This window comes from Streptomyces sp. NPDC006265 (assembly GCF_040613555.1).
In the GTDB taxonomy this organism is placed as follows: Bacteria; Actinomycetota; Actinomycetes; order Streptomycetales; family Streptomycetaceae; genus Streptomyces.
This window is the reverse complement of sequence record NZ_JBEXSH010000179.1, coordinates 1-12,256: the sequence shown is the minus strand read 5'-3', so window position 1 is coordinate 12,256 and position 12,256 is coordinate 1. Positions and strand designations below refer to the sequence as shown.

The following is a 12,256-nucleotide window of genomic DNA, read 5'->3' as shown; positions in this document are numbered from 1 at the left end:
GGTCCAGGTCGTACCGGAGGGGCAGGGAACCGAGGGGCGTACGTTGATCGCCTGGGCCTCCTCCGCCGGGAAGAGCACGGCTGCGAAGACGCCGCACACAAGGGCAGCCCACACGGCGATGCCGCGGGGCCCGCCGAGAAGAGTACGCACAAGAACTCCTTGATTTTCCATGGTCGGGTACAGCTGAGAACAGACATCCGTGACGGGCATCAACGACCAACCCGCCGTATCCGCGGGTGTGTTGCGTCGGACGTGGCCGGAGGAAAGAGAGCCCGACGGGTGCCGAACGACCCCCTTGCCGCGCAAGCTGCCTGCCGGACTCCTATACTCACCGTCGGTAGCAGTCGCCTCGACACAACCGATGAGGGCGTGTGACGTGCCACAGTTTCCGGCCTTCGATGTCATGACGGCGACCTGCCCGTCCCGTACCTCGCTCGCCCGCATCGCCAACAAGTGGACGGCCATGGTGGTCATCGCGCTCAGCGTCGGCCCCATGCGCTTCCGCGACCTACGCACCAGCGTCGACGGCATCAGCGCCAAGGTCCTCACCGAAACGCTCCGGGACCTGGAACGGGACGGCCTCGTCACGCGGCACGTGTACGGCGAGGTCCCGCCCCGGGTCGAGTACGAGTTGACCGCACTGGGGCGCACTCTGTACGCCCCGCTTCAGGCACTGGCCCTGTGGGCCGAGGAACACTTCAGCAAGGTGCTCGCGGCACGCGAGAGCTACGACGCACGCCAGTGAGCGTGACTGGTCACCACAGGTGACGATGTGACGAAACGTCAGCAGTGGATTCCTCGGCGCCGAGATGGCCGCCACGGTTCGCGCGCCCGGAGTTTGCCGGACGCGTTCGCCTGGAAAGGGTGCGCGGGGCCTACTGCCCCCAGAAGGCGTCCTCGGCCACCTGGTCGCCGGAGAACAGCCACATCTCGACGATCTTGCCGTCCTGGAGGCGCAGGACATCCACGCCGTCCATGCTCATGGACCCGTCCTCGCGCCGCCCGGCGAAGTGGATCGAGGCGGCCACCATGTCGCCGTTGCCCATGAGAGCGTGGACCGTGTCGATGGCGAAGGAGCCCTGACTGGCCTCCATCATCCCGCCGAGCATCGCGAAGACGGCGTCGCGGCCCTTGCGCTCACCGGAAAACTGGTTGGCGCCCGGCTGATGCCAGACGATCTCCTCGCCCAGAAGCTCGCCCACCTTGGCCAGGTCGCCCTTCTGAACGGCCTGGAAGTACTCACGCGCGATGTCGACGTTCTTGCTGGTCATGACAACACTCCTTACGCCTCTGGCATGGAGGCAGTACGACTACCGGTACGGGTTGGATGCGAGGCGACGTGCGCGACTCGGGACGGATCAACGACGCGCAGTCAGGTTTCGCCAGACGGTGTTCCTCAGGCACTGCCCCGAGCTTCGTCTACGGCCTGCCGACCGCCGAGGAGAGCCGGACCATGCGATGCGCGCCCTCTTGATCGGCAGCAGGTCGACGACGTTGCAAGTAGACATGCGCCGCGGCCAGCGAGCCCTTCGCCATGGGTCCCACGATCGGCTTTAGCGCGAACGTCCCCTCGGTGGCCGCCATCGGACCGCCGAACATCTCGCCGATCCTGACTGCGGGGGTTGACCTCATGGTCGAGCCCTCTCCTTCGGCGAGTTCTCCCTGCTGCACCTCCATACTCACCATCGAGAGCCAGTCACCTCAACGTAACCAATGGAATGACGTGACCCACGTCACATGCCATTCCGGCGTTGCCGACGCGCCGCGGGTCCGCCACTCAGGAGCAGACCCCAGCGGGAACCCCAGCGGGTAAGCGTCTTCACAGCGCCAGGGGTCTGCCACTGCGCCCGTACGGGCGCAGTCCCGCGTCATCGCGGACAGGCGGCGCGTAGCGGCGGTTCTGGGGCCGCCCGCGCCCGACCATCCAGAGGTGCCTCCACGAAGCCCCAGTCATCCCATTCACCCGATGTATCGAGCTTTCTGCATCCTGCACCCGGCAACTTGATTTTGCGGTCCGAGTGCTCCATCAGCTGCGATCGCGAAGTTTCTGTCGATCCTCTAGACAGACTCCACACTGAAGCCCGTTAATAGATCCGATGTCGCTCCGGCGAGCCACACCGTTTAAAAAGGTGGGCTCTTTGCAACTCGCCGGCCGAGGGTGACTGGTCACTCCGTTCAACCCGGTTGCCGAGCCGCAGCATGGTGTGTTGCCCCGGGGAAGTCAGGAGATCACATTGTCAGAGCCGATCAGCCGCAGAAGGGGCACTCGCCGGCACGACGGTCCGCCGAGAGCGGGCTTCGCCCTCCGTCTGCGCCCTCTCCATGCAGGAGATGCTGATGCCCGGCGCGCCGCACTGCTCCTGCCGGCCACCTTCCTGAGTGTGCTCTCACTACTCGTCACCGGATCGCGCCCGCAGGCCGTTCCGTGACCGCGACCGACGCAGCCCGGTTGCACCGACACCGCCGACCGAACCTGGCTATGCAGCTTCCGGCCCGCCTTCAGAGCGGTACCTCGTCCCGCGACGCGCCCCTCATGAAGGCGACGTCGGCACGACGGACCCAGGGGCGCCTGGCAGCACCGACCTGCACGTTCACCGCTCAACGCGGAGCCGATTGAGTCACCCCACGACATCCGCTTCGCATCCGCCTGGCCGGCAGGTTTCAGCGGAGCACCGTTCCACAGTCACTACGTCATCCGTCCATGCCCGGGCGCCCAGGCCGTCGACTGCCACCTGGTACGTCGTCACCGCAACCGATGCCATCGATCCACAGGAGTGGGCCATGTCCGCACGAAGAATGACTCGCCGTACGTTTCTCGGCGCTGCGGGTGTGGCGAGCGCCGCGACCCCCCTGCCGGTCATCCCCGGCTTCTCCGGCCTCCTGTCTCAGGCAGCCGCCGCGGACACGCAGACCAACCTGAGCAAGATGGTCGACATGCGGTTCGGCATGTTCAACCACTTCAGCCTGGGCACCTTCACGAACCAGGAGTGGGCAGAACCCAACCAGAGCCCCACCCTCTTCGCTCCCCCGAGCGTCAACTGCGCACAGTGGGCCGACACGGCGGCCGCCGCGAAGATGAGTTACGGCATCCTGACCACCAAGCACCACGACGGCTTCGCCTTGTGGCCGAGCGCTTATGGCACCCAGAACGTCGCGAACAGCTCCTACAAGCACGACGTCGTCCAGGCGTACTGCGACGCCTTCCGCGCGAAGGGGCTGAAGGTCGGGCTCTACTACTCGATCTGGGACCGCACCTTCGGCGTCGAGGCATGGGAGAGCCGGCACAAGGTGACCGGGCTCGAAATCACCGATGCCATCCAGCCCGGCGACATGACCTTCATCCTCGGTCAGATCACCGAGTTGCTCACCAACTACGGCACCATCGACATATTCATGACCGACGGTTACGCATGGCAGATGGGGCAGCAGGCAGTCTCCTACCAGAGGATCCGCAACCTGGTGAAGCAGCTGCAGCCGGACTGCGTCATGATCGACATCGGCGGACTGTCGGAGCCCTTCCTCAGCGACGCGATCTTCTTCGAGGAGCCGCTGGGCGTCACGGCGCCGGCAGGCAACACCTACGCCGGAATGCAGGGACAGACCATCAGCAACGGCTGGTTCTGGCACCCCACCACCCCGACCGAGACCCTCATGAGCAAGGCCGCGATCCTCTCGCACCTGGCCGACCTGGAACCGAAGTACACCTCGTTCATCCTCAACTGCCCGCCCAACCGCAACGGCCTGCTGGACACCAACGTCGTCAACCGGCTCGCCGAGGTCGGCGCGGCATGGAGCTCCAACACCTCCCGGCCACCGCTGCCCACCCAACTGCTGCGCGCCGAGCACCCCGTCACACCGGTCAACGCGTACGCCACCGGCTTCCACACCGGCGAGGGGCCGCTCAACGCCATCGACGGACTCAGCGACGTCCGCTACGAGACCTGCTGGTCGACCTGGGGCCTGTCCCCGGCCCTGCCTCACTCGATCACGATCGACCTGGGTGGGGTGTGGAGCAACGTCTCCACCCTGGAGTACCTGCCCAAGCAGTGGAGCCGCAACAACTCCACCGACGGCGACATCACCTCGTACACCATCCACACCAGCACCGACGGCGTCACCTTCACCCAGGTAGCCACCGGCACCTGGGCAGGCAACGGCAAGACCAAGCTGGTCGAATGGCCCAATCGGAACGTGGGCTTCGTACGGATCCAGGTCAACGCGGCCACCGGCGGCTACGCCAACATCAGCGGCATCAGGATCGGCGGCCGGTCGGTCAAGCCGGCACTGGTGTCCACCACGCTGCCGGGTGACGGGACGGTCTACCGGCTGGTCGCCCGGCACAGCGGCAAGGCCGCCGACGTGGAAGGCGCGCGCACCGCCAACGGCACCAACGTCGATCAGTGGCCGTGGCTCAACCAGGCGAACCAGAAGTGGACCTTCACCAGCACCGGCGACGGCTACTACAAGATCAAGGGTGTGGGCAGCGGCAAGCTTCTGGAGGTCGCGGGTCTCTCTCGCGTGGACGGCGGCAACGTCGGCATCTGGGCGGACGCCAGCGCGCCCCAGCAGCACTGGGCCGTCACACCCACCGGTGACGGAGACCACTTCCTCATCAACCGCTACAGCGGGCTCTGCCTCGGCGTGGGCGAGGGCAGCACCGCCGACGGAGCCAACGTCGAGCAGCAGCCGTACGCGTCACAAACGCGGCAGCAATGGCAGATCGTTCCGTCCTGACCTGAAAGACTATGGAACCCTGCGAACCACGGATCGGCGACCCACCGGACTCTGCCCAGGCCCGAGTCGTGCGGGGACCTGACCCGGCTCTGCAGCCGTGACCCCGGCACCCGTGCGCCGGGGCCACGGCAGCGGATGCCCGACCTCGGCGCCGGCCGCATCAGCACCGTTTTGATGTCCGCCCGCCGCTCCAGCCGCCCTTGACGACACGATCTCCGGCAGCTCCCCGCAGAGCGGCCGGAGAGAGAAGGTCGTCACATTCGGGACGGCAGCGGGCGACGGGCATTGCGGCAGACCGGCGGAGAACATAGCTTGACCCGGCGAAATGAAAGCCCTTGCCCTTCGCAAGGCATCGCAGCGGGACGCCGCAGCGCCGTGACAGCTCGCGCACCGCACACGCCGACCCACGCCCCCGGCGCCTCACGCACATAGGTTCCCGCATGCCCAGACGCACCCTCATCCCTGTCCTTCTCCTACTCGGCTCGCTCGCCCTGACAGCCGCCTGCTCCACCGGCTCGACACCGGCGGACTCCGCCGCCCCCTCCCCGGCCGGCCCGTCCCGGACGGGAGGGAACGACACCGGCACCCAGGTCGACCTGAGCAAGCTCAAGGGCGTCAACATCGTCAGCGACAGCAGCACCGACCGCTCCTGCCCCTGGGCCACGAGCTACCCCGACGTCCCCAGCGCCGACGCGATGACGGCCGCAATGAAGAAGCACGTGGAGGGACGCCTCGCGGTCTTCTTGGGCACGGACATCGGCGGCCCACCAAGCTGCGGTGGCCCGGACAGGTCGGAGGGCCCCGAGCTGAACATCAGCTTCTCGTTCCTCGTGGCCTCCGGCGACGTACTGGGGGTCCGGCTGACGACAGTGGACCGTACGTCGAACGCGGACGGTGTGGACACCAGGGGGTGGACTGCCTCACAGGTCGGACAGTTTGCGAACGAGCTTCGTGTCCTCCGGGACGGGGACCGAATCGGCCCAGGTCGCCATGGCGTCGAGAACGTCGCGCAACCCCTCGCCGAGGGGGGTGAGCTGATACTCGACGCGCGGGGGGATCTCCGCGTACGTGGTGCGGGTGACCATGCCGTAGGTCTCGAACTGGCGCAGTCGGCTGGTCAGGGTGTGGGGGCTGATGCCGGGCAGGGCCTGGCGCAGTTCGGTGAAGCGGTGGGTGCCTTTGAGGAGTTCGCGCACGATGAGGGTGGCCCAGGGACCGTTGAGAAGGGTGAGGAACCGGGCCACACCGCACTCGGGAAGACAGGGACTCGTCACTTTTCGACAGTAGCCCATTAGTGCAGTTGATGTAACCGGTGCACCCTATGCACTAATAGCCGCATGACCTACGTGATCCATGGCGCCACCGGCGCCCAGGGTGCCCCTGTCGCTACCACTCTCACTGCCGAGGGCAAGTCCGTGACCGCGCTGACCCGCAACCCGGACGCCGCCGTGGACGGCGCACGCGTCGTGGCCGCGAGCTACTCCTCCGCCACCGACCTGACCGATGCCTACCGCGGCGCCGACGGGGTGTTCGTCCACCTGCCGGTGGGCGCGGAGGAGGATCGCCTGGCCTTCGCGAACAACATCCTCACGGCTGTCCGTGAAGCCCGGCCGGGCCGCGTGGTGTTCTCCACCAGCGGTTTCCCGATCGACCCGGCCACCGGCGGCGCCACCGCCACGCTGGCCGCCGGCCTGGCGGACAGCGGGGTGTCCCATGCGGTGATCGCCCCCGAGCTGTACCTCGAAAACCTGCTCATGCCGTACGTCATCGATTCGGTCCGTGAGCGCGGGATACTGCCCTACCCGATCCGGGCCGACTTCCCCGTCTCCTGGACGTCCCACCTGGACATCGCCGACGTCACGCTCGCCCTGTTCGACCGCCCGGGCCTCACCGGCGTGGTCTCCGTCGGGCAGTATCCGGCGATCACCGGCCCCGACCTGGCCGCGGCGTTCGCCGCCGGGCTCGGGCGGGACGTGGTCTTCGAGCCGATCAGCCCTGATGAGTTCCGCACGTCCGTGGCACCTCTGATCGGCGAAGGTCCCGCCGCAGGCACCGCGGAGGCGTACCGCGCCATGAGCGCGATGCCGGGCCGCTCGATCACGCCGGAGAACTCCGCCCAGAAGCTGCTGGATGTCACGCCCCGGACCACAGCGGAATGGCTGGCGGACATGGGTCTGTGACAGGCCGGGAGGCGCCCACCACCGCACGAGCACCGAACTGACATCCGCGGGCCGACCATCAGCCGGTCGGGGCAGTGCCCGCTCTGGCCACTGTGTCCGGGGCGCCCTCGGCGGCGAGGCGTCCGCCGTCCGGCCCGGGCCCCGGGCCGATGTCCACCACCAGTCGGCGTTCCAGACCGAGTCGGTGCCGTGGTCGATGACGACCCACGGTGGCACCGGTGTCCAGGAGCCGGTCCAGGGTGGTGACGAGGCTCGGACACGGTGGCGCGGGGAACTCATCGATGCCCTCGCCCGCGCGGGGCGCCGCCGGCTGCTACGAGCGGGAGCCGTAGCCGGGTCGGGCTGGAGCGGCGGCGCGCTGGTCGAGCGCGGCCGCGGCGGCCCGGGCGGCGGCCAGCGCCTCCAGTGACTCCTCCAGCCCGGAGCGCGGGAGCCGCTGTCCTCGCGCGCCGGCGCCGAGACGTCCAGCTGGCCCTGGAACCCCCGTCAGCCCTTCACCGACCCCGCGGCCAGGCCGCTCATGACGTGGCGTTGCAGCACGACAAAGAGGACGAGGATGGGGATGACCGCCAGCAGGAGAGTGGGGAACACCTTCGTGTAGTCCGCCGAATAGGCGCCGACCGCCGCGTACACGCCGGTCGTGACCGTGTAGACGTCGCTGCCGGGGCCGAGGATGACCTGAGGGCTGGCGAAGTCGTTCCAGACGCTCAGCGCGTTCAGGATGAACACGGTCGCGACGATCGGCCGCATCAGCGGGAAGATGATCCGCCACAGGGTGTACTGGGCGCCGGCGCCGTCGATGGCCGCCGCTTCGTCCAGTGCCCGGGGCAGCATGCGGATGAAGCCGACGAACACGAACAGCGTGAACGGGATCGTCGTCGCCGTGAGGAACAGGATCAGGCCGGGCAGCGTGCCCATGAGGCCCAGCTCGCGCAGCACGAAGATCACCGGGATGAGGATGACCTGCGTGGGCACGAACATGCCCGCCACGAAGAACATCAGCACCAGCCGGAACACCCGGGTGGGCGTGCGTGCCAGCACGTAGGCGGCCGACGTGCACACGCCGATGGACAGCGCGTTCACGGCGGCCACCAGCAGCAGCGTGACGGCGTAGCCGTAGGGCACGCTGAAGTCCGGGTTGCTCCAGGCGTCGGCCAGGTACTTCGTGGTCGCCGAGCCGAGGTCGATGGTGAACGGGCTGGTGAGGATGGCCCGCTGGTCCTTGAAGGCGTTGATGACCAGGATGTACATCGGCGCCAGCATGAACAGGGACAGCAGCGACACGAACGCCACGCGCGTCGTACCCGCCAGCCGTGGGGAGGTTCTCATCCGACTGACTCCGCTCCTTCCTCGGCCCGCCGCCGCAGCGCCAGGACGGTGAACGCCAGGACGGCCGCGGCCACGACCAGCACCACCGCCTGGGCCGAGGCCAGCCCGATGCGGCGCTCCGGGAAGGACACGGCCAGGATGTTGTACGCCAGCGTCTTGGTGGACCCGGCGGGGCCGCCTCCGGTGAGGGAGACGACCACGTCGTACGTCTTCAGCAGGGAGAGGCAGGAGGTGATGATGGCCACGGTCACCGTGGGGGCGAGCGAGGGCCAGGTCACGGCGCGGAAGACCTGCCATCTGCCGGCTCCGTCGATCCTGGCGGCCTCGACGAGGTCGGGGGAGATCGTCTGGAGACCGGCTAGGTAGATCACGAGCTGTACGCCGAACAGGGCCCAGGCGATCACGAAGATCATCGTCCACAGTGCCCACGTCTCGTTCGACAGGAACGGCAGTGACGACGCCCCGGCCTTCTCCATCATCGTGTTGACCACGCCCTGCGGGCCGAGCAGGGCCTGCCACAGGAACCCCACGACCAGCGCGCTGAGTACGTGCGGGTAGAACATCACGATGCGGCCGAAGGTGTTGAACCGGTTGGTCTGCCGCAGGAGCAGCGCCAAGCCGAGGGCCGCCACGTTGACGATCGCCGCTCCGGCCGCGGCGACGATGCCGGTGACTACCATCGCGGCGGAGATGTCCGTGGAGGTGAACACCTCGCGGTAGTTGTCCAGGCCGGTGAACTCCGGCGTCTGGCTGGGGAAGCCGTTGTAGTCGGTCAGGCTGTAGTAGACGGCGTAGCCGACGGGCACCACCAGCAGGCCGACGTAGATCATGACGGCGGGGACGACCATGCCGGCGCGCGTCGCCGCCTGGCTCAGTCCCCGCCGCCCTGTCATTGCTTTGTATGCCATGGTCAGCGGTTCTCGCTTACCCACTGGTTTATCGCCCTGGCCGCCTGCTTGGGCGTCCGGCTGGTGTACAGGCTCTGGACGATCTCGGTGAACTTCGGGTTGAAGCCTGTGACCGGCAGCCGGTTGTCGCCGGCGCCCTCGCCCACCGAGACCAGTTCCGGCGCCTTGTCGACGATGGCCTGCACCTCGGTGGCCAGCGGCGACTGCTCCAGGTCGGTGCCCTGGCGGAAGATGCCGTCGGCGCGCAGCTGGGTCTTGATCGCGGTCTTGTCGGTCGCCAGGTACTTGACCAGTTGCTTGGCCCCGTCCACGTTGCCCGAGCCCTCCCAGATCATGTACGGGTCGGCCATGGTGGCGCCCTGCGGCCCCGGGTAGGACTGGCCGTCGTCCACCGGCGGCGAGAAGACGCCGACCTCGAAGGGCAGCTTCCCGGCGGCGTCCAGGCTGGCCAGGAACCAGCTGCCGTTGGGGTAGACGCCGACCTTGCCGGCGACGAAGTTACCGTCCGCCGTGGACGGGTCGAGGCCCACGTCGTCCTTGGCGATGTAGCCGGCCTTGAGCCAGTCGGCGTAGTGCTGGAACATCGGTTGGTAAGCGTCGCCGATGTTCAGCTCCTCCTTGGTGACGGCGGCCTGCCACTTCGGGTGGCTGGTGTTGAGTGTGGGGTGGAAAAGCTGCTGCAGCTGGAGGCCGGTCATGTACTGCCCGGCAGTCTGCATCGGCGGGTAGCCGGCGTCGTCGAGCTGCCCGAGGACGTCGGTGAACTCCTTCCAGGTGGTGGGCGTCTTGTCGATGCCCGCCTTGTCGAAGGCGGTCTTGTTGTAGAAGACCAGGGACTGGGCCTGGGAGCCGACGCCGACCACGTAGCGCTTGCCGTCGAGGGAGTAGGTGTCGACCATCGGTGTGCCGTCGACCCAGTCGAGGTCGGAGAGGTCGAGCAGTTCGGGCGCGGTGTTGGCGTCGGGGTAGATCGACTGGATCACGTCGGGGGCGGTGCCCGCGGCGAGCTGCTGCGGGAAGGTCTCGGCGACCGACTTGCCGGTCGGCCCCTCGACCTGGACGTCGATACCGGTGCTCTTCTCGAAGGGGCTGACCAGCTTCTCCCAGTACTTCTGGTTGAGGTTGTCGGTGAGGTTCACCAGCATGCGCACCTTCTTCGCGTCCCCGCCGGAGGAGTTGTCGCCGCATCCGGCGAGGGCGAGAGGGAGCAGCAGGCTCGCGCCCGCTGCCAGCACGGTGCGGCGTCTGAGTGTGGACATCATTGTCTCCAGGTCTTTCAGTGCTGTGCGGGTGTGAGTGCGCCCCTTGCAGGGCGGCGTCAGAGGGTGCCTTTGTAGGGCAGGTGCCCGATGACGGACACGTCGGTGGGGCGGTCGCTCGGGTCGACGCGATGGATGCCGTCCCCTGAGACGAAGAACATCGGGGGATCCGGGTAACGGAGTTCCGCGGGCAGTTCCTCGCGGTCGGTCCAGGCGAAGAACTCGCGGGCGAAGGTGGACCGGTCCTTGCGGCCGTACAGGTGCAGGTCGCCTGCGGTGAGCGGGCTGAGGACGCACCAGTGCGGGCCGTGCTCGGCGTAGAAGGCGCGGTCGCCGGCCAGCACGGACTGCCGGCGGTCGGGGGTGAGGACGGTATCCCAGAAGCCGTTGGGCAGCCCGGTACGGCGGAGGCCGTGAGAGGTCAGGAACAGCAGGTCGTGGGCGTGCCAGGCGGTGGAGGGCGCGACATCCGCCTCGTTGTGCCAGCCGGTCGCGGAGGTGAAGTAGCCGGCGGGCGTCTGGTGACGGGCGTAGGTGCGCAGGCAGCGGGCGACGAAGTCCGCCAGCTCCGGGTCGGGCTGTTGGGCGAGCACCTCGTCGATGCCGTACAGCGTCAGGCCCATGCCGGCGATCAGCATGGGGGTGTCGGTCTTCAGGGCGCGGCCGTGACGGGTGATGTACCAGTAGCGGTGGAAGCGGGTCAGGCCGTCGCCGTCGGTCCAGCAGGAGCGGGCCACGTGGCGGCACAGGCGCAGCGCCTCATCCAGGTAACGGCGTACGCCGTAGCGGCGGGCGGCGTGCAGCAGGGGCGCGATCATCAGCCCGTAGTACTCGGTGGGTTCGAGGATGCCGCCGTCGTGGCGGTCGGTGACGGCGCGGAACGCGCCCGCGCTGTCGGCGTCCGGCACGCCCTGGTGGTGGAACAGGTCGATGAGGGTGTCGAGGTCCTTGGGGATCTCGTCGGTGAAGGCGGAGTCGCCGGACAGCTCGGTGTACAGCAGCTTCACCCACACCCGGGCGTACTCCTGGTTGCAGGTGCCGAGCTCACCGGGGCGTCCGCCGCCGTACTTCTCGCAGGCGTCGAGGTTGCGCCGGACCGTCGCGAGGGCGTGGGCCGTCTCGTCGGCGGGCAGCAGGTGGCCGGCGTGGCGCAGGCCGAGGAGGAGGCCGAGGCTGCCGACGGCGTTGTGGATCAGGCCGTTGGTGGCGGACTCGCCGACCTGGAATCCGATGTGCCGGTACTGGCCGTCCGGTTGCAGCGCGTGTGCCTGGTAGCGCATCATCCGGCGCCACAGCTCGAGCCCGCGCTCGTCGGGGTGGGCGGCCAGCGCCTCGGCGTACGCCCCCAGCGCAGGCGCGGAGAACGCGGCGTGCCCGCTGGTGAAGTCCTGGAAGGTGGCCGGGTTGGTGCCCCACACGCTGTGGTTGTGGAACCCGTTGATCGCGCCCTCGCCGGTGACCCAGCTGCCGAGCCAGCGGGCCAGGGCGGCGACGTTCGGGGCTGTGGGGACGGAGTCGGTCATCGGATGGCTCCTTCGCCGGGGATGAGGTGGTAGGTGGCGAGTTCGTCCCACGGCGCCTGGGGCGGGCGGGCGCGGTAGCAGGCGGCGTTGGTCTCGGGCTGGGGACCAGGATCCAGCCGATCTCGGTGGAGACGGCGTACTCCTCCTGGGGGCGGCCGACGAACGCGGCGCCCGGACGGCGCTCCGACAGGCCCAGGCCGTAGTGCGGCGCCGTGTCGAAGCTGCGCACGCCGGCGTCCCAGGCCGCGGCCACCGGGGCGAAGAACGCCTCCCGCGGCAGCATCGCCTGCTCCAGTTCCAGGTCCGAGGGCTCGGGCAGGCGC

General features: G+C 68.4%; 11 protein-coding genes and 1 pseudogene. 4 read left to right on the top strand and 8 right to left on the bottom strand.

The genetic code is table 11. The annotated features are described in order from the left end of the window. Window positions 1-361 precede the first annotated feature (361 nt). Window positions 362-745, top strand: coding sequence for a helix-turn-helix domain-containing protein (locus ABZ281_RS17050; protein WP_356656250.1), 384 nt, complete (start codon window positions 362-364; stop codon window positions 743-745). A 130-nt stretch (window positions 746-875) separates the two neighbouring features. Here ABZ281_RS17050 and ABZ281_RS17045 read toward each other — a convergent pair whose 3' ends face one another. Then, a complete protein-coding gene (locus ABZ281_RS17045) occupies window positions 876-1,271 on the bottom strand; it encodes a nuclear transport factor 2 family protein (protein WP_356656248.1) in 396 nt (131 codons plus the stop codon). A gap of 148 nt (window positions 1,272-1,419) precedes the next feature. Further along, window positions 1,420-1,677 (bottom strand): hypothetical protein, encoded by a 258-nt coding sequence (locus ABZ281_RS17040; RefSeq protein ID WP_356656246.1) that lies wholly within the window; start codon window positions 1,675-1,677, stop codon window positions 1,420-1,422. A gap of 1,104 nt (window positions 1,678-2,781) precedes the next feature. Between ABZ281_RS17040 and ABZ281_RS17035 the strand changes: the two genes are divergently transcribed. Further along, complete coding sequence (locus tag ABZ281_RS17035) at window positions 2,782-4,734, top strand: RICIN domain-containing protein (protein WP_356656244.1); 1,953 nt, start codon at window positions 2,782-2,784, stop codon at window positions 4,732-4,734. A 920-nt stretch (window positions 4,735-5,654) separates the two neighbouring features. On the opposite strand, the gene ABZ281_RS17030 is transcribed toward ABZ281_RS17035, so the two are convergent. Continuing rightward, window positions 5,655-6,008, bottom strand: a complete 354-nt coding sequence (locus tag ABZ281_RS17030; RefSeq protein WP_356656242.1) for a helix-turn-helix domain-containing protein — start codon at window positions 6,006-6,008, stop codon at window positions 5,655-5,657. 63 nt (window positions 6,009-6,071) lie between these two features. Here ABZ281_RS17030 and ABZ281_RS17025 point away from each other — a divergent pair, with 63 nt between their 5' ends. Next, on the top strand, window positions 6,072-6,914 hold the full coding sequence (locus tag ABZ281_RS17025; protein WP_356656240.1) for an NAD(P)H-binding protein: 843 nt from the start codon (window positions 6,072-6,074) through the stop codon (window positions 6,912-6,914). Between the two features lie 196 nt (window positions 6,915-7,110). Next, a complete protein-coding gene (locus tag ABZ281_RS17020) occupies window positions 7,111-7,323 on the top strand; it encodes a hypothetical protein (RefSeq protein ID WP_356656238.1) in 213 nt (70 codons plus the stop codon). A 77-nt stretch (window positions 7,324-7,400) separates the two neighbouring features. On the opposite strand, the gene ABZ281_RS17015 is transcribed toward ABZ281_RS17020, so the two are convergent. The 5 genes and pseudogenes from ABZ281_RS17015 to ABZ281_RS16995 form a co-directional block, all read right to left on the bottom strand. Further along, complete coding sequence (locus tag ABZ281_RS17015; protein ID WP_356656236.1) at window positions 7,401-8,243, bottom strand: carbohydrate ABC transporter permease; 843 nt, start codon at window positions 8,241-8,243, stop codon at window positions 7,401-7,403. Further along, the gene (locus ABZ281_RS17010; protein WP_356656234.1) at window positions 8,240-9,151 is read right to left on the bottom strand and encodes a sugar ABC transporter permease; all 912 of its coding nucleotides are present in this window, start codon (window positions 9,149-9,151) and stop codon (window positions 8,240-8,242) included. The genes ABZ281_RS17015 and ABZ281_RS17010 overlap by 4 nt, the downstream gene beginning before the upstream one ends. Window positions 9,152-9,153: 2 nt before the next feature. Continuing rightward, window positions 9,154-10,410 (bottom strand): ABC transporter substrate-binding protein, encoded by a 1,257-nt coding sequence (locus tag ABZ281_RS17005; protein WP_356656232.1) that lies wholly within the window; start codon window positions 10,408-10,410, stop codon window positions 9,154-9,156. A 59-nt stretch (window positions 10,411-10,469) separates the two neighbouring features. Next, on the bottom strand, window positions 10,470-11,933 hold the full coding sequence (locus ABZ281_RS17000; RefSeq protein ID WP_356656230.1) for a hypothetical protein: 1,464 nt from the start codon (window positions 11,931-11,933) through the stop codon (window positions 10,470-10,472). Window positions 11,934-12,030: 97 nt separating this feature from the next. Then, window positions 12,031-12,256 (bottom strand): annotated as a pseudogene (locus ABZ281_RS16995) (aldo/keto reductase); the annotation flags it as partial.

What these genes read in the sequence shown, in the direction of transcription:
- ABZ281_RS17010 (WP_356656234.1), bottom strand. Translation starts at nt 9,151, where the DNA reads ATGGCATACAAAGCAATGACAGGGCGGCGGGGACTGAGCCAGGCGGCG.
- ABZ281_RS17015 (WP_356656236.1), bottom strand. Translation starts at nt 8,243, where the DNA reads ATGAGAACCTCCCCACGGCTGGCGGGTACGACGCGCGTGGCGTTCGTG.
- ABZ281_RS17000 (WP_356656230.1), bottom strand. Translation starts at nt 11,933, where the DNA reads ATGACCGACTCCGTCCCCACAGCCCCGAACGTCGCCGCCCTGGCCCGC.
- ABZ281_RS17040 (WP_356656246.1), bottom strand. Translation starts at nt 1,677, where the DNA reads ATGGAGGTGCAGCAGGGAGAACTCGCCGAAGGAGAGGGCTCGACCATG.
- ABZ281_RS17025 (WP_356656240.1), top strand. Translation starts at nt 6,072, where the DNA reads ATGACCTACGTGATCCATGGCGCCACCGGCGCCCAGGGTGCCCCTGTC.
- ABZ281_RS17020 (WP_356656238.1), top strand. Translation starts at nt 7,111, where the DNA reads ATGACGACCCACGGTGGCACCGGTGTCCAGGAGCCGGTCCAGGGTGGT.
- ABZ281_RS17045 (WP_356656248.1), bottom strand. Translation starts at nt 1,271, where the DNA reads ATGACCAGCAAGAACGTCGACATCGCGCGTGAGTACTTCCAGGCCGTT.
- ABZ281_RS17005 (WP_356656232.1), bottom strand. Translation starts at nt 10,410, where the DNA reads ATGTCCACACTCAGACGCCGCACCGTGCTGGCAGCGGGCGCGAGCCTG.
- ABZ281_RS17050 (WP_356656250.1), top strand. Translation starts at nt 362, where the DNA reads ATGAGGGCGTGTGACGTGCCACAGTTTCCGGCCTTCGATGTCATGACG.
- ABZ281_RS17035 (WP_356656244.1), top strand. Translation starts at nt 2,782, where the DNA reads ATGTCCGCACGAAGAATGACTCGCCGTACGTTTCTCGGCGCTGCGGGT.